A 16232-nucleotide genomic window follows, 5' to 3' on the forward strand; every position below is an offset into this window, starting at 1 on the left:
ATGTCCTTTCATAAATTATTTCGATATAACTTCTCCAATTTCCTAAAAGAAGCCTGATTTCCCGTAGGCTTCTTTTATAATTCAGAACGATATATCATCAAACGCTCATTGCTGTTTTCTTCATAATGCTTAGGAATATGTATTTCCTTCCATAACTCGAAAACAGTCTCCCGCTCCAAAAATTCAATATAGTCTGAGGTTGGATAGTAGAGAATAATATCCATTGTTCTCGGATGGTCTTCCAACGACTCTAAAATATTATGAACTACCTTTTGAAATATAGGAGTGGAGAAAGGATTAAAGAAATAGAAACAGTCTTCCTGTGGCCCTATCTTGTACTCCTCTGCTAAACAACATTCAAAGCTAATAGAAGCTCGCGTTGGCTTTGCTCTTTCCGTATACTTCATGAGGTTTTCCATTGACTGCTGGTAAAGCTGCCCACTCATCTCTATCCCTGTTACAGAAATGTGATGGAAATGATGGACATAAAAAGGAACTCTTCCCTTACCACAACCGAAATCAACCATCCCCTTCACCCTCTGCCATTCATACGCTTCAAACAATACTTTTAATGCATCATACGGGGTTGCCTCGTAACGATTATAATGGGAGGATTGATATTTCCATTCTCTCATTCCAACTGTCTGTATTCTTAATAATCGTTCATAATCAGATTCGTTCATTGCAACCTCCTTGATTCCTTTATTCGCCCAAAATATGCTGCTGGACCCAGTCATTTTTTTGACTATTAACCTCTTCTAGCAAGGATACTTTATACGGATTTCCTTTTGATACAATTGTCCCTGTAAAAGAAGGGTTTTCAATACGAATCATCACCTTGTCCTGTACTTCTCTTTTCGTGATTTGTAGCTTGGCTATACCACCGATATTTGTACTATCAAATTGCTGAGCAGAAAAAAAGTTACCTAGTGAGAAGAATACATGGCTTTCTCCCTTACTCGTTGTAATTTTTTCATAGGGCTGAATGACATGTGGATGATGACCAAAAATGATATCTGCTCCTGCATTAGCTAACAAATGGGCAAGCTCTCTTTGGTTCTGATTGGGCTCTAGTGTATACTCTTCTCCCCAATGGATACTAACTACTACCACATCTACCTTTTTCCTTAAAGATTGGATGTCTTGCTCCATCTGCACATTGTTTATTATGTTCACTAAATATTCTTTGCCTTCTGGCACTCTATGTCCATTTAATCCGTAAGTATAACTTAAAAATCCTAGTTTAATATCCTTCACTTCAACTATTCGTTCCGTTTGTTGATCTTCTAGTGATTTATGAGCACCGATATAAGGAAGTTCATTTGCCTCCAATGTTTCTATAGCAGCTAATAATCCCTCCTCCTTTTTATCCAACGTATGATTGTTGGCTAAGGATATTAAATCGAAGCCAACTGCTTTCAGATCACGAATAATATGGGATGGACTAGAAAAGTTAGGGTATCCAGATAATCCGAATGTTGTTCCTGCCGGTATGGATTCCTGGTTTGCAAGCAAAAAGTCCAGATTAGTAAGTTCTTCCTCCACATTTGCAAAGGATGGGAGAAAGCTAGAATAGTTATAGAGAGGGCTATGCAATAATATATCTCCAACCATCCCTATTTCTATCTGATTTTCTTTATAAATCTGTTGAAAATTGGTTACTTGTTTACCTGTAAAGTTTTCTTTCATAGGACTAACGATTTGTGCATTAAAAAAAGATAATACGATGATAAATACTAATAGAAAAGGGAGTAAAATTTTCAAAATGTTAACCTCCTCCTATCATCTTTATCTATTTCTTTGTCTAATATACACATATAAAAAACCGCCAGCACTTAGCAACCGCAAACAGGAATTAATAGTCATAGCAGACTCCATACCAACCATCTCTAATAAAACAATACCCATTTGAGGTGCTATAAACGCGACTAATGCCAATAATATATTATAAGTAGTAATACAATAAGTCCTTGACTGTTCAGGTGACTTCTCCAAAAGTAAATTAAACAGAATGAGTACAGTACCAGAAAGAAAGAAGCCCGATGTCGTTTGAATTATAGTTAAGTAATATAAATTGGTCGATAATACAACAAGAAAGGGTGTGGTAGCCATCCCGGCTGCTGCCCAAATGAACATTCGAAGATTGCTATATTTCTCTGCCCAGCGCCTCCATAAAGGAAAGGTAAAAAATTGCATGAGCATACTGCCCACCGAGAACATACTTATCCAAAAAATCGTAGCTCCTGCTATTCTAACATTATAAATATTGAATAGACCCCACGCCATCTGCCATGCAAAGTTAAAAAAGAGAGCTGCTGCTAAGAAAGAAACATATTTGGAATCTTTAAATATAGACCAATCCATTGATTTCTTTTTTTCAACGCTTTCATCTATTTGAACAGGTGCTTCTTCATGCTTCATAACAAAGTACACTTCTAATATTCCAAATAATAAGGCTACCAAAAACAAAATTTGATATGCACTTACACTTGCAGAAGCCTCTCTCATTACGATACCGATCATTAACGTGGCTACAAGACCAACTAAAGTCAACAATCGATTTCGATCACTAAAAAATTGACCTCTCCGCTCTTCTGCAATCATCCCACTGATAAACGTTTGCCAACCTATATTGGCAACGGTATTGGGTACACTGATAAGGGCAATAATAATTAAAAAAGACCAGGCCTGCATAGATGGCGAAGGCAAATAAATCAATAATACAATAAATAAGAAACATAATCTTGCAAGTAAAATTGACCCTGCGACTAGCTTCTTTTGAGTATAGGCTTTGTTCAAAAGGATAGCTGCAGGCACTGTCATTAGCAATGCGATTAGAGGAGGAAGTGAACTGATTAATCCAACCTGATAGTTAGTTGCCCCTAATATAGTGATCGCAAAGATCGGGAAAAAATTATTAGAAAAATTTAAAGCAATAGTAGAAGCCATGCCATGATATATACTGACTTTCTCGTTATACGTTCTCAAGATTCATTCCGTCCATTTCATATGAGATAGATAGAATTATATACCTCATTTCCAGGAAAACAAGAGTATTATTTACAAATATTTCCCTTATAAATCTAACGGAAAATATACAAATTTAAACCAACCTTTAATAAAGCAATGTGTTAGACAATATTTCTTCATAGAAAGTACACAAAAGGGTAGCTTTAAATATTTCATTTTATTCGTTAAACCCTTAGAATATAAGGAGTTATCAGTTTTATCCTGATATGACAATTATAAAGTTTTCTAGTTTACAAATTGACTGGAAAGAGTATAATGGGTAGTTGGTACAGGACATTCATGTAACAATATGCTAACTTTAGCACTAATATAAACTGCTTCCCTTTTGTTTTAAAGAAGATGGGGTGAACAAAAATGGCAATTACACAAGAGCCGGAGCTTACACTAGTTGAACATTTAGCTGAGCTTAGAAAACGCCTAATAATTATAGCAGCTACCTTTATCCTATCTCTTGCAGCAGGATTTTGGTTTGCTCCTAAAACATTAAACTTTCTTAAGCAACAGCCCACAGCAGCACATGTAGAATGGAACATATTCGGTTACACGGATGGTTTATTGATCTATGTAAAATGTGCTTTAGTCTTGGCTATTCTTGTAACCTTACCAATTGCTATGCATCAATTATGGTTATTCGTAAGACCTGGGCTATTGGACAAGGAAGCTAGAGGGACTATTTACTTTATACCAGTTTCTTTTTTCTTATTTTTAGCTGGTATTAGCTTTAGCTACTTTATTTTATTTCCTTTGATGTTAGATTTCATGTCTAATATTAATGAATCTATAGGTGCCACAGAAACCTATGGAATGCAGCAATACTTTACATTTATGTTTAATTTAATTATTCCTGTTGGAATAGTGTTTGAACTGCCTGTAATTATTTTATTCCTTACGAAGCTGGGAATTATCACGCCAGATCGACTGCGTAAGATGAGAAAAGTTTCATACTTCGTATTAGTAGTTGTAGGGGTTTCCATTACACCTCCAGACTTTATCTCAGATTTCATCATTATCATACCTTTATTGTTATTATTTGAAATAAGCATTTTAGTATCATCTTGGTCTTATAAGCGTCGGTTAGCCAAAGAGGCTCTTTTAGAAAAAGAACTCGAGGACAGCCAAAGTGAATAAGCATGATATAATAACGATACACTTGACTAATACTTAAGCCATTTGAATAGATAGACAATTATATTCATTAGGAGGAAACACCATGCCAAACATCGGCGTACCAGGTTTAATCATTATTCTAATCATTGCTTTAATCGTCTTCGGACCTTCTAAATTACCTCAACTAGGTAGAGCAGTTGGACAAACATTAAAAGAATTTAAAAAGTCTACAAAAGACATCGTTGACGATGTAGCTGAAGAATTCAAGTTAGAAGACAATGATACAAACGCTAAAAAGAAAGCATAATAAAAAAAACCGAGCATATATTTTGCTCGGTTTTTTTGTTCTTGATCACTTATATTCCAAGGGATGCGGGAGAGGTTTTCCAAAGTAGTATCCTTGAAATAATTGATAGCCTGCGTCTTTCAGCCATTCAAAATCCTCTTTTTGCTCTACCCCCTCTGCTAATGGGATGGAATGGATTTCTAATGCTTTTTCTAAAAATTGCAATGCAACTCTTTGTTTCTCTTTATCAGAGGTCACCCCTTGAACATATTTCATGTCCAGCTTCATATAATGGGGCTTAATATCCTCTAGCATTTGCAGAGTGCTATGTCCTTCTCCTACATCGTCTAAGGCATATTGGTAGCCCCTTGCTTTATAAAAGGCCAGAATCTTTTTTAAGTGGTTAACATCTTCTATTTTTTCGGTTTCTACAACTTCAAAAACCAAGTTTCTAGGATTAACACCTAGACGATCGGCTACCTCGTTGGTAGATTTAAGACAATGCTCAGGCGAATAGATAGAGGTCGGTATAAAATTTATGAACGCTTTTTTATTGTCTAGCTTTGCAGCATATTTTACAGCTGTCATTCTACAAATCCGGTCTAACGCATACAGTCTTCCTCTCTCTTTAGCAGCGCTAAAAACCTGGCCAGGATATAAGATTTCCCCATCCTCATTTAAAAATCTAGAAAGAATTTCATAGGCATATATCTTGTTATTTTTATCTACAATTGGCTGATAATAGCAAATTACTTGTTCGTTCCTAATTACACTGTCCACCCACTCTACCTTAAATAATTCCTCTATCTTATAGAAAGGTTGCCAATCCTTATTAGGAATCTTATAGGACATCTTCGTAATATCTAAATGATCTATACTATAGTCAACAAAGTCCTTCGCATCATTCTCGCGAAGAGTAAAATAACGATTATTCTCTTCTAACTTTAATGTCCTACTTTGAATAAACTCTATTATATCCGGGAACACCTGATTATTCAGGTCACCGTCCATTTTGAACTCAACTATCAAATCTCTTACTGCACAACCGCTACATTCCAATATAATCCCTCCTACCTATACCCATAATTATGTATTTTTTCCTATTATAATGATTATATTAAATCTTTTGTTACATGCATAATCAGAAGTCTTTGATTTATGAAAATAAAAAAACATGGGAGGATAGGTGTAGCAACAAGAAGTAATTTCAAAATTTACAAACACATTCAACGGCTGTTGGATAAGGAAACACAAGAAAAGCGCAAGCGCCTATGTCTGCCCCGACAGGCAAATAGAGAAAAGCGAGGAGGCAGTTCCTCAGCCACCGGAGCTTTTATCCATTTGACCCCGAGGGGCAAGGCGGTGGAGCTAGACATCAATTTATCCACAGGTTCCGAGTTTTATAATTTCCTAAACAACAAAAAAGAGAAGCGCATCACACGCTCCTCCTTTACAGGTTTTTAAAGAATACTCTGATGACATCAGCACCACCGATAATTGTACCGAGAGAACCAAACAGGTTAGTTAACACTAAAACTAGCAAGACTCTGGTCACCTTATTTTTCCAGAACCCTTTTATCGTAAATACATCTTCTGACAGCCTTTCAAAATCCCCTATTGTTGGTCGTTTCATATAAGCCTGCACTAATCCTGAAAACCAACCAGAGGCTAATATAGGGTGCAATGCGGTTATTGGTGCCACGATAAAGGCTGTAACTATAGCTAAAGGATGACCTAATGCTACAATTGCTCCTATTGCCGCCATGGATCCCGTCCAAATAATCCAGCTCCATGCCTGGTCCCATCCTGCCGTAGGATTAGCTATAAAAGTATAAGCAACCAAAGCGATTAAAAGGATAGGCAAGGACCATCCAATGATTTTAGGTAAAATAGATTTCGGAGGGACAGCTGATAGTCCTTCTAAATCTTGATGCTTGTAGATTTCTTTTGTAATCCCTGGAACATGAGCTGCCCCTAAAACTGCTACAACTTTTTTCCCTGGAGCTTCCTTAATCTTTTGAGCTAAAAACTGGTCTCTTTCATCGATTAATGGTGTTTTCAACCTTGGAAATGACTCTGTGAATTCTGCAAGCACTGCATTTAGAGTGTCTTGTGACTTCATATTCTCTAGCTCTTCTTCTGAAATGGTATCTTTACTAAAAATGCTATAAAATACTGACGTTAAGAGCTGAGACTTACCAAGCCAACCAAGATTATGCCAGATACGTGAAAATGTTATTTGGATATTACGATCCGCTAGTACAAGTTCTGCCCCATTTTCTTTTGCACTCTCTATCCCTTGTATCATTTCCTGACCGGGTTTAATATCAAACTGCTTCGCCATACGGTTTTGAAAGGAAGAAATAGCTAAGTTCATCAATAGCAATGTCGCTTTCTTCTCTTTTATGATTTTAAAAATATCTGTCTCTTTCCATTTGTTATTATCTGTAATAGATTGATATCTCTGTTCGTCCAACTCTATACACACGGAATCCGGTTTTTCTTTTTCGATCACTTCTTTTACCTGCTCAGCACTTAACCTTGAAACGTGAGCAGTACCAATCAAAATAATTTCCTTGCCATCGACCTCTAAACGAGTTATATTTGCTTCCGACATAAACTACTTCCTTCGTGTAAATGTATTTCTTTACATATCGACTGAGCATGTAAAGACTTGTATATATAATAATGAAGTACTTGGGCATAAAATTCAATTTGTTTATACAAAAAAATAGGAGATATAATCATAACCTAATCTGTTTATTTTTAGTTTTTTTCCTTGTATTATGTGATTCTTCTTAGTACATGAAACGTTTAAATTTGAGGCTGAAATGTTATACTTACATTGATTCAAATAAGTTAAAAGAGGAGAATGGCCAATGATTATCGTTACGAATCGTATTAAAACAAAACCAGGATTTGCAGAAAGAATGGCTCCAAACTTTACAAAACCAAGTCCACTTCAAGAAATGGAAGGCTTCGTAAAAGTAGAGGTTACTATTACACAGGGTACCACTGAATATGATGAAATGAATGTCAATATGTATTGGGAAAACGAAGAAAGTTTCCAAGCATGGAAAAATAGCGACCTCTTCAAGGCAGCACATAAACGACCAGAACCAGGTTCTGAAGAAGCATCGAAAGAATCTCCACTATTAGGTAGTGAGTTAATCATTTCTAAAGTTGCTTCTACTGTTGGAGCAATTTCCAACTAAATAAATTATTAAAAGGAGCAAGTGATGTTAATTCGCTTGCTCCTTTGCTTTTATTTATCGATACGATAGATTCCTTTTTTATCCCTTAATAAGCATCCATTGGCTTTAAAAATCCGAATCATGTATTCATTGTTCTCATCTGTACTACCTACATAATATGTCGCATGCATATTCTTTAAAAGCTCTAATGAATATAAGTGAAGTACCTTACCGAAACCTTTACCTCTATGCTCTGGAGTTACTCCAAAGTAAAACAACCTACCTTCCTCAGTTGTTCCGTCTTCTATATGAGGAATGCTGATACCCAAAGGTTCTTTTGCTTTATAGAAGATATGACAATGGTTACGCCAGTTAGGACCTAACTCATTTAAGAAGGCTTCCATGATTTGATCAATAGAGAACAAATTATTTTTGTTCGCCGATCCGCTTCGACATTCATCATATAGTTTGGCGAATTCCTCATCTGTCATTAAGCTATCCGAAAGAGATTGCACAAAAATAGAGCTATCTAAAATAAAGCGTTCCTCTAGTGTTCTTGTATATTCCACCACGGAAGAAACCTTATGAAAACCTTCATTTAATAATTGTTCCTCATACTCCGCATCCATCAGAAGCGACAGATAATTTACCTGATTGCTTTCCCAAGCTGCTAAAAGGGTTTTTAGTTCTGCCCAATATACTTCTTTAGATTGATTCATTTTTATTTGATCGGCAAGCCAGTATTCCTGGTCTTTTTTTATGACGTTAAAAGCAACCATTTGTGCGCCCCCCTTATAAATCGTCTATATGCGTAATTCTGTTTCTACCATTTCGCTTGGAATAATATAACGCTTGGTCAGCCTTCTCTACCACGCTTGCATGCGTGTCTTCGGATGTATATGTTGCTATCCCCATACTTATCGTCACTTCACCTATAACCCAATCTGCTGCTTCTATTTCCTGCCTTAAACGTTCTCCCTGGTTTTTAGCCTGTTGTGCATTAGTAAACGGGAGAAGAACGATAAACTCCTCTCCTCCGTATCTAAGTAATGTATCCACTGGACGTACTGTTAAGTCTGCTATTTTTGCTAGTTGCTCTAGCACTTGATCTCCCATTGTATGACCCCAAGTATCGTTCACTTGCTTAAAATGATCGATATCAATTAAGCATAAGGAAAAAGCCTGTCCTTTTTGCTCGTATTGAATGATCATCTCTTCTAGCTTGATATGAAAATAACGACGGTTTTTTAAACCAGTCAATTTATCAGTTATAGCTAATTTCTCTAGCTTGCTATTGAGTTCAAGTAGCTTTTCTTGCTTTTCCTCTATTTCCTCATGAAGCTCTTCTAATTTAGAAAGAGCCAGTTCTTTTTCTCGAAATGCTTCCTCTAATTGCTTTTTTGCTAACCTAATTTCCTGTTCATATCCTATTCTTTTTCCCATTGAAACTAATACACAGTCAATTACATCTGCACCCTCTCGAGTAGCTTTTTTCCCGTTTAACAACACAGGAATGCTCTGCCCATCCTTATGCTGTAGACTAAGAAATAACTCTTCCATATGCCCATATAATCGTATATAAGGATAAAAATAAGTATGGAATATAAACTGATTCGTTTTAGACATGATTGTTTCTATATGTTTTTGAGAAAGATCGTCAAAGGAAAACCCTATCATTTGAAGAAAGGTTTTATTCATATCAATTAGCATACCTTCTTGACTAATAGTGACATAGCCACAAGGTGCCAAATCCAAACGTTCCTCCATAAAATGTCATTCCCTTCCCTACACCTGGTATAGATACCCTTTAATGAGCTCCGCTGTTTCACACGGGTGACTTAGGTGAGGATAATGCCCCTTTACATCCATTATCTTAAATTCACTATTCTCTATATGATGGTGTAAATATTCTCCCACCTGAATAGGAACAATACTGTCTTCTGAGCATTGAATGATTAGCACCGGAATAGATGATTTCTCTAAATCTTTACGATGGTCAGAAAAGAAGGTCACCTCTGCAAATTGCTTTGTTATCTTCGGATTTGTTGAACTAAAACTTTTTTCTACTTCCTTTGCTACCGCGGGGTGTTTTTCAGTGGCAGCCACTATTGGAGCCATATAGCTTGCCCACCCTATAAAATTCATCTCCATCATATCTAGCATCTCGTGGATATCTCTTTCATCGAATCCACCGTAATACTCGTGATCATTAAGATATCTCGGAGATGGTCCAATCATAACCAACTTCTGAAAAACATCCGGCTTTTGAATCGCTGCTAACATACCAATCATGGAGCTTACCGAATGACCTACAAATATAACGTCTCTCAATTCCAATGCCTCTACTATGTCTAAGACGTCTCGGACATAGCCTTTAAGCGAGGCGTATTTCTCTGCATTATAAACACTTAAATCCGATTCACCGGAACCAACATAATCAAATAATACAATTTTATAGTCATCCAAAAATGAAGGAATAATATGCCTCCACATCGTTTGGTCACATCCAAATCCATGCGCAAACATGATTACTTTTTCCTTATTTCCAATTACTTTTACATTATTTCGTTTTAATACTTCACTCATAGGAACACCTCTAGTTTATTTCGTACCTTATATAAAAGGCTTCCTTTTCTTTTGAAAGGGAAGCCTTACATAGATTTGATAATTTATCCAATGTATATATTACCAATATACTATTTTATTGAATTTTATTCTAGATAAAAAGATGAAATGCTACTAACATCCTAGAGTCTACTTCCGCGTTCTTTTTAGGAATTCTCTCGTCCGTTCCTGTAAAGGATGATTAAAAATTTGATCGGGGGGACCTTCCTCTGCAATGACCCCCTTGTCCATGAAGACTATACGATCAGAGACTTCCTTGGCAAATTCCATTTCATGCGTAACGATCAACATAGTAAGACCAGTATGCGCAAGCTCCTTCATAACTTTTAATACCTCGCCGACCATTTCTGGATCAAGTGCCGATGTAGGCTCATCAAACAACATTACATCAGGCTCCATAGACAAAGCTCGTGCGATAGCCACTCTTTGCTTTTGTCCACCAGATAATTGCTTTGGCTTAGCATTGACGTAGCCATCCATGCCCACCACCTTTAAATATCTCGTCGCAATTTTTTCGGCTTCTTCCTTTGAACGCTTTAATACCTTTACCTGTCCGACTGAACAGTTGCTTAATACATTATGATTATTAAACAAATTAAACTGCTGAAATACCATGCCAAGCTTTGTCCTATAGGAATTGATATCATGCTTATTGTCTAAAATATTATTTCCTTTATAAATAATTTGTCCTCCACTAGGCTTTTCCAATAAATTAACACATCGCAGAAGTGTTGATTTACCCGATCCTGAAGAGCCTATGATACATACAACCTCGCCTTTTTTTACAGAGAAATTTATATCTTTTAAAACTTCATGTGCTCCAAAGGATTTACTTAAATGTTGAATATCAATTACGTGTTCCATATTTGCTCCTCCTTTGTTTACTTGTTTTCATAAGGACCTTTTGGCAGTACAGCCATTTGCATAGGCTGACCAATGACTGTGTAGTTTTCGGGTCCATCTAGTTTCTTTTCAAAATGTCGTAAGATTAATGTAACAGCAAACGTCATGATGAAGTATAAAATACAAGCTACAAAGAATGACTCAAAATATCTGAAGTTGTTTCCAGCTACAGACTTCGTTTGGAAATATAATTCCGTTACCCCTATCACATTTAAAACAGAGGTATCTTTAATATTAATGATGAATTGGTTGCCGGTTGCTGGAAGTATGTTACGGATAACCTGGGGTAACACAACATATAGCATAGTTTGAATGTGATTCATCCCTATCGCTTGTGATGCCTCAAATTGTCCCTTATCAATTGAAATAACTCCCCCACGAACAATTTCAGCCATATATGCTCCCGTATTAATAGATACAATAAAAATTGCTGCTAGTAAACGATCCATATCTAACCCAAAGGCCAGTGATGATCCATAAAAGATGACCATGGCTTGGACGATCATTGGTGTCCCTCGGAAGAATTCTATATAGATGGATAGGATAAGATTAACCAGCTTTAAAAAATATCTACTTACCCTCTTTTCAGGTAGTGGGATGGTCCTAATAACGCCTGCTAATAATCCAATGATTGCTCCTACAATAGTTCCTATAATAGAAATCAACAGGGTTACTCCTGCTCCACGCAAAAACATTGGCCAGTTATTGGTAATAATGGAGATAATCCATTCTAAACTCATTGTCTTCCTCCTTACACATTCTGTTGCCTCGAACATCCACTAACCAATGAAGTAAGTACTTTAAAAAAACGAAACGGCTGCTTTTATTAGCAGCCGTTAGTATACTTATTCTGCAGCTGGTTGATTGGAAATAGCATTATCCATAATTTCTTGACGCTCTTCTTCTGAAATTCCTGCTAATATTTCATTTATTTTATCTGTTAAATCGCTACCTTTTTTCAATCCTACTGCAACAGCTGTTTCTTCTTCATCTGCAACAAATCCTTCTTCGAATTCAACCATGCTGAAGTTATCATTTGCAGAGGAAGCACTAATTCCTTCTGGACGTTCAGATACATAACCGTCGATCATGCCGGATTCCAGTGCTACACGCATTGCTGGAAAGTTATCTGATGCAGGCTGTTTTTTTACACCTTTAATTTGGTCTATCACTCCGTAGTGGGAAGTATTTAATTGGCCTGTAACTTTTGCTCCATTAAAGTCTTGAATGGAAGTGGCATCCTCAAATTTTCCGCCCTTTTTTACAACCATAACAAAGTTGGAAGTATAATAGTTTTCAGAGAAATCGATTGTTTTTTTACGCTCTGCTGTTGGTGACATTCCAGCAATAATTGCATCAATCTTACCCGAAGTTAAAGCTGGAACTAGACCGTCCCATTCGGTTTTAACGATTACCAGTTCTTTACCTAAGCCTTCTGCAATTTTTTTAGCAATTTCTACATCGTATCCACCAGCATACTCTGCGTTACCGTCCAATTTCACTCCACCGTTTTTGTCATCCATTTGAGTCCAGTTAAAGGGTGCATATCCTGCCTCTAGTCCTACTGTAAATGTATCTTGGGCAGATGCTGATCCAACGCTTCCTTCCTCTTTCGTTCCACAAGCAGCAAGCAATAAAAAAATGGATAGTAAAAATGTGAATGTAAATAGTCTCTTTTTCATCTCTAGTAATCTCCTTTTTTAAAGTTATTATATGTATGCAACCATACAAAAAGGACAACCGTACAAAAAAAGACTTGAGGTAGACTCAGGTCATAATGTATGGTTGCCCTAAATCCTCTACTTTTCCCCATGAGATAGCACACCATTATAAACCGGGACGTTTATAACGGACAGTCCTGCAATTCTTCACTGCAGACCCAGCATGTAATAATGAGTTTATTACAAGCTTCGGCGACATTTCCTTCTCCTTAGTATCTAAGCTTCTCAAGCTCCTCTAAGGACTGTTAAATATCGCGCCTCTACCTCACTTATAAAAGCGAGGTTATATTCAATTAGTTGTTCATAGTCTACAATAGAGATTTTCATCTGTCAACAAACATTCTATTGATTAATCAAAATATTACTATTTTTTAAACTTCATCATTCTAAATAGAAACGAACAGTCTTATTTAAAAAATGAACCTATAATACGGGGAATAAATAAGAAAAAATCTGCTAAAGTAAATGTATTTTCCACTTTGTCAAAGACATCCATTTTCGACTTTTCGTTCGGTTTGTAGGTCGTTACTGTATCGCCTTGAATTGGCTCAATCCCATCATAGAAGCTTATACGTATAGAGTGGCAGTTCACATAATCAGACGAATCCATCACCTGAAAATGTATATGAGGCTCAGAGGAGTTTCCAGAATTTCCACAAAGGCCAATTGTTTGTCCCTGCTTCACCGCGTCTCCTTCTTTTACTACTATAGAATATTGTTTGAAATGCGCAAGCAAGCTATATTCTCTATTTTCATGCTCCAAAATGACATAGTTTCCGGCTGGTTCTTTTTCATTCATTTCTCCGGGAATATTATCTACAATATCATTCATAACCTTTACTACCTTACCGTCTGCTGGCGCAACTACCTCTTTATCAAAAGCATAGTAACTTTCATTAAGTAATCTATTACCCTTATACGTCTGACCATTCTTCATCTTCACTAAATCATATGCATAGCGCTGAGATTCATAAACGTAATGATAGTTAAGAAATTCATTCGTCCCACCCCAGAAAACAAACCATTCTTCTTTAATAGGCATCATATATTTATTTTTGGTGTAACGTTGATCGCTTTTGGGGAAGGTTACATAAGGTTTTAATACTATGCCCTGGATGTAGTTAGCCGTATCAAAGGTTACACTAACTATTCTCTCCTTATTGTTATCTAACCATAAATACTGAGTTGAATAACCAATCTCGGTCTTTTTAATCATTTGGTAGCTTTCAACCTCCTGATTAAAGGAAATGGCTAAATCAATAAATTGGTCCAGTGATACTAGCTCTTTAAATTCTTTGACGCATTGGTTATAAATTTCTTCATGGTTTCCATATAGGAATACTTCTCCAAAATTTTCGGGCGATATAAATTTCTCTACATTCATAGATCTGTTTACCTCCAATTTATAACATTGTAAGTATTTATCATCTAATACGGAAAAAGATAACTAAGGTTTCACTTAATATCAAAAAGAAAAGGAAACGAGAGTGTAGACCGTTTCCTTTTGCAGACTTTATTTATTTCTTTTTTGTATTGTTGATATCGAAGGAAAAGTTTCACATGGAACATAAACAGAAATGAAAATAGCCTACATCTACACTTTGAAGGGCAGACATAGGCCGTAAACTAAAAGAGTGGAAATGACAACACTTACGTCGTCATTCCCACCCTAAATCAATTATTTTTGTATAAACATTTGAGTCCAATAGTTTCCGTCTTTCACGTAACCTACCCCAATATGAGTATAGTTTTTGTTTAAGATATTGGCTCTATGTCCTTCACTATTCATCCAAGCGTTAACTACTGCTTTCGCAGTCGTTTGACCTTGTGCGATATTTTCTCCTGCTGATTTATAGCTAATTCCAAAATTCTTCATCATTGTAAATGGAGTTCCATAAACAGGACTTGTATGGCTAAAATATTTTTGATCGTGCATATCTTGTGATTTATATTGTGCCACTCTTCCTAGCTCCCAGTCATAGCTTAAAGGAGACAGGCCAGCATTTGCTCTTTCCACATTTACAAGTTTAATTACATCTTGTTCAATGTTATAAGAATCTTTTGTCGGAACATTAATTTTTTGTCCTGGATAAATAAGATTTGGATTTTCTAACTGAGGATTTTTCTCAATTAATTCTGAAACTCCGGTTTGTGTTTTTACTGCTATTTTCCAAAGAGAATCTCCTGATACAACTGTATAGGTATTAGCTGCAAATGCAGTTAGTGGTAATAATAAAGAAATTGCGACTGCTACTGCAGCAACTTTTAATTTAGTTTTAAACAAGGTAATCTTCCTTTCTTTTTTTACTCTATTAATATAGTAAAATAAAAAAGTCCTATAAATCATCCCTTAATAATTGGATGTAATTTTACAGTTAGATTACAAAGGAGAACAAATAGAAGAGAAAGCTTGATAGTACGGGAAAAATAACTGGTTCAAAGGTAACACTTTTGAAATATTCAAGGAGGAAAATTCCTCTAAATACAAATTCTTTTTATAATTTTTCTGTTTTTTTAAAGGTTGAGTTAAGTCTACTGTCCTATACAACAATGAGTGTTTAAGATATATTAAAAATAGGTGATTACATGAATATTAAAAATTATTTAAACAACGAACGTTTCCTCTCTGGAACAACTATGAAAGACCCTACTGCCCGGGAAGAGAACAATATGGCCTTACACATCTGTGAAAATCCCTTACACATACTAGAAAATCGCAAGAAATTAGCAGACCAGCTCAATTGCAGTTTAGAAGATTTTGTTTGTGCCAATCAAACCCATAGTGCAAATTTCTATAAAGTGACCGCGATTGATAAAGGGCATGGAGCAACGCTTTTGGAAACCGCTATTAAAGACACAGACGCTCTTTACACATTTGAACCAAACCTATTATTATGCAGTTTTACAGCAGATTGCGTACCAGTCATTTTTTATAATGAAACTAATGGACTTATTGGAGTCATTCACTCTGGTTGGCAAGGAACCATCAAGGAAATTACAAGTCAGCTATTTGAGCATCTGAAAACACACGAACAATGTAACCCAGCTGATTTTCACGTACAAATAGGCACTGCACTAAGCCAAGAAAAGTTTGAAGTGGATGAGGATGTCTACACAAAATTTAAGAACCTAGGGTATGCAGATGACTTTATGTATTACAGAGAAGAAACAGGCAAATATCATATCGATAACCAATTGACCGTTCAAAAGCAGTGTGAACTGGCTGGTATACCGCTTGAACAGATTTCGATAGATCGCACATGTACTTTTTTAAGTCCAGATGGCTTCTCTTACCGAGAGGATAGAAATACTGGGAGACATTTAAGTTTTATAATGAGGAAGAAGTAACTTTCTAAAATAGGTTGT

General features: G+C 36.1%; 18 protein-coding genes and 1 riboswitch. Of the genes, 5 read left to right on the forward strand and 13 right to left on the reverse strand.

Annotated features, from left to right (window positions below; all coding sequences use genetic code 11):
• Positions 1-74: 74 nt before the first annotated feature.
• The 3 genes from MKY09_RS18860 to MKY09_RS18870 are packed head-to-tail and all read right to left on the reverse strand — an operon-like array spanning position 75 to position 2988.
• Complete coding sequence (locus MKY09_RS18860) at positions 75-683, reverse strand: SAM-dependent methyltransferase (RefSeq protein ID WP_251555639.1); 609 nt, start codon at positions 681-683, stop codon at positions 75-77.
• Between the two features lie 19 nt (positions 684-702).
• Positions 703-1764, reverse strand: coding sequence for a CapA family protein (locus tag MKY09_RS18865; RefSeq protein ID WP_342567315.1), 1062 nt, complete (start codon positions 1762-1764; stop codon positions 703-705).
• A gap of 24 nt (positions 1765-1788) precedes the next feature.
• Positions 1789-2988, reverse strand: a complete 1200-nt coding sequence (locus tag MKY09_RS18870) for an MFS transporter (protein WP_298466767.1) — start codon at positions 2986-2988, stop codon at positions 1789-1791.
• A gap of 396 nt (positions 2989-3384) precedes the next feature.
• Between MKY09_RS18870 and tatC the strand changes: the two genes are divergently transcribed.
• Positions 3385-4158 (forward strand): twin-arginine translocase subunit TatC, encoded by a 774-nt coding sequence (tatC, locus tag MKY09_RS18875; protein ID WP_169361282.1) that lies wholly within the window; start codon positions 3385-3387, stop codon positions 4156-4158.
• Between the two features lie 82 nt (positions 4159-4240).
• On the forward strand, positions 4241-4444 hold the full coding sequence (tatA, locus tag MKY09_RS18880; RefSeq protein WP_251555642.1) for a twin-arginine translocase TatA/TatE family subunit: 204 nt from the start codon (positions 4241-4243) through the stop codon (positions 4442-4444).
• Positions 4445-4489: 45 nt separating this feature from the next.
• Here the strand turns inward: tatA and MKY09_RS18885 are convergent, their stop codons facing one another.
• Positions 4490-5482: an EAL domain-containing protein gene (locus MKY09_RS18885; RefSeq protein WP_298466758.1), complete on the reverse strand. Its 993-nt coding sequence runs from the start codon at positions 5480-5482 to the stop codon at positions 4490-4492.
• Between the two features lie 99 nt (positions 5483-5581).
• Here MKY09_RS18885 and MKY09_RS18890 point away from each other — a divergent pair, with 99 nt between their 5' ends.
• Positions 5582-5887 carry a hypothetical protein gene (locus MKY09_RS18890; RefSeq protein ID WP_342567316.1) on the forward strand — a complete coding sequence of 102 codons (306 nt, stop codon included), beginning with the start codon at positions 5582-5584 and terminating at the stop codon, positions 5885-5887.
• Here the strand turns inward: MKY09_RS18890 and MKY09_RS18895 are convergent.
• Complete coding sequence (locus MKY09_RS18895) at positions 5874-7040, reverse strand: TraB/GumN family protein (protein ID WP_342567317.1); 1167 nt, start codon at positions 7038-7040, stop codon at positions 5874-5876. The genes MKY09_RS18890 and MKY09_RS18895 overlap by 14 nt on opposite strands.
• A gap of 262 nt (positions 7041-7302) precedes the next feature.
• Here MKY09_RS18895 and MKY09_RS18900 point away from each other — a divergent pair, with 262 nt between their 5' ends.
• On the forward strand, positions 7303-7638 hold the full coding sequence (locus tag MKY09_RS18900) for a heme oxygenase (protein ID WP_342567318.1): 336 nt from the start codon (positions 7303-7305) through the stop codon (positions 7636-7638).
• A 50-nt stretch (positions 7639-7688) separates the two neighbouring features.
• Here MKY09_RS18900 and MKY09_RS18905 read toward each other — a convergent pair whose 3' ends face one another.
• The 8 genes from MKY09_RS18905 to safA all read right to left on the reverse strand — a co-directional run bounded on the left by MKY09_RS18905 (position 7689) and on the right by safA (position 15150).
• Positions 7689-8396 carry a GNAT family N-acetyltransferase gene (locus MKY09_RS18905; RefSeq protein ID WP_169359776.1) on the reverse strand — a complete coding sequence of 236 codons (708 nt, stop codon included), beginning with the start codon at positions 8394-8396 and terminating at the stop codon, positions 7689-7691.
• A 13-nt stretch (positions 8397-8409) separates the two neighbouring features.
• A complete protein-coding gene (locus MKY09_RS18910; protein WP_298468748.1) occupies positions 8410-9384 on the reverse strand; it encodes a sensor domain-containing diguanylate cyclase in 975 nt (324 codons plus the stop codon).
• Positions 9385-9402: 18 nt separating this feature from the next.
• The gene (locus MKY09_RS18915) at positions 9403-10203 is read right to left on the reverse strand and encodes an alpha/beta hydrolase (RefSeq protein WP_298468745.1); all 801 of its coding nucleotides are present in this window, start codon (positions 10201-10203) and stop codon (positions 9403-9405) included.
• A 168-nt stretch (positions 10204-10371) separates the two neighbouring features.
• A complete protein-coding gene (locus tag MKY09_RS18920) occupies positions 10372-11106 on the reverse strand; it encodes an amino acid ABC transporter ATP-binding protein (RefSeq protein WP_298468742.1) in 735 nt (244 codons plus the stop codon).
• Between the two features lie 17 nt (positions 11107-11123).
• Entirely contained in the window at positions 11124-11885 is a 762-nt protein-coding gene (locus MKY09_RS18925; RefSeq protein WP_169359780.1) for an amino acid ABC transporter permease, read from the reverse strand.
• Between the two features lie 105 nt (positions 11886-11990).
• Positions 11991-12827, reverse strand: a complete 837-nt coding sequence (locus MKY09_RS18930) for a transporter substrate-binding domain-containing protein (RefSeq protein WP_298468736.1) — start codon at positions 12825-12827, stop codon at positions 11991-11993.
• 127 nt (positions 12828-12954) lie between these two features.
• Positions 12955-13137: riboswitch (Lysine riboswitch) on the reverse strand.
• Between the two features lie 135 nt (positions 13138-13272).
• Positions 13273-14250, reverse strand: a complete 978-nt coding sequence (locus MKY09_RS18935) for a M23 family metallopeptidase (protein WP_298468734.1) — start codon at positions 14248-14250, stop codon at positions 13273-13275.
• Between the two features lie 294 nt (positions 14251-14544).
• Entirely contained in the window at positions 14545-15150 is a 606-nt protein-coding gene (gene safA, locus MKY09_RS18940) for a SafA/ExsA family spore coat assembly protein (protein WP_240949718.1), read from the reverse strand.
• Between the two features lie 302 nt (positions 15151-15452).
• Here safA and pgeF point away from each other — a divergent pair, with 302 nt between their 5' ends.
• Positions 15453-16214, forward strand: coding sequence for a peptidoglycan editing factor PgeF (gene pgeF, locus MKY09_RS18945; protein WP_298468729.1), 762 nt, complete (start codon positions 15453-15455; stop codon positions 16212-16214).
• Positions 16215-16232 lie beyond the last annotated feature (18 nt).

The organism is Psychrobacillus sp. FSL K6-4046 (assembly GCF_038624605.1).
Taxonomy (GTDB): domain Bacteria; phylum Bacillota; class Bacilli; order Bacillales_A; family Planococcaceae; genus Psychrobacillus.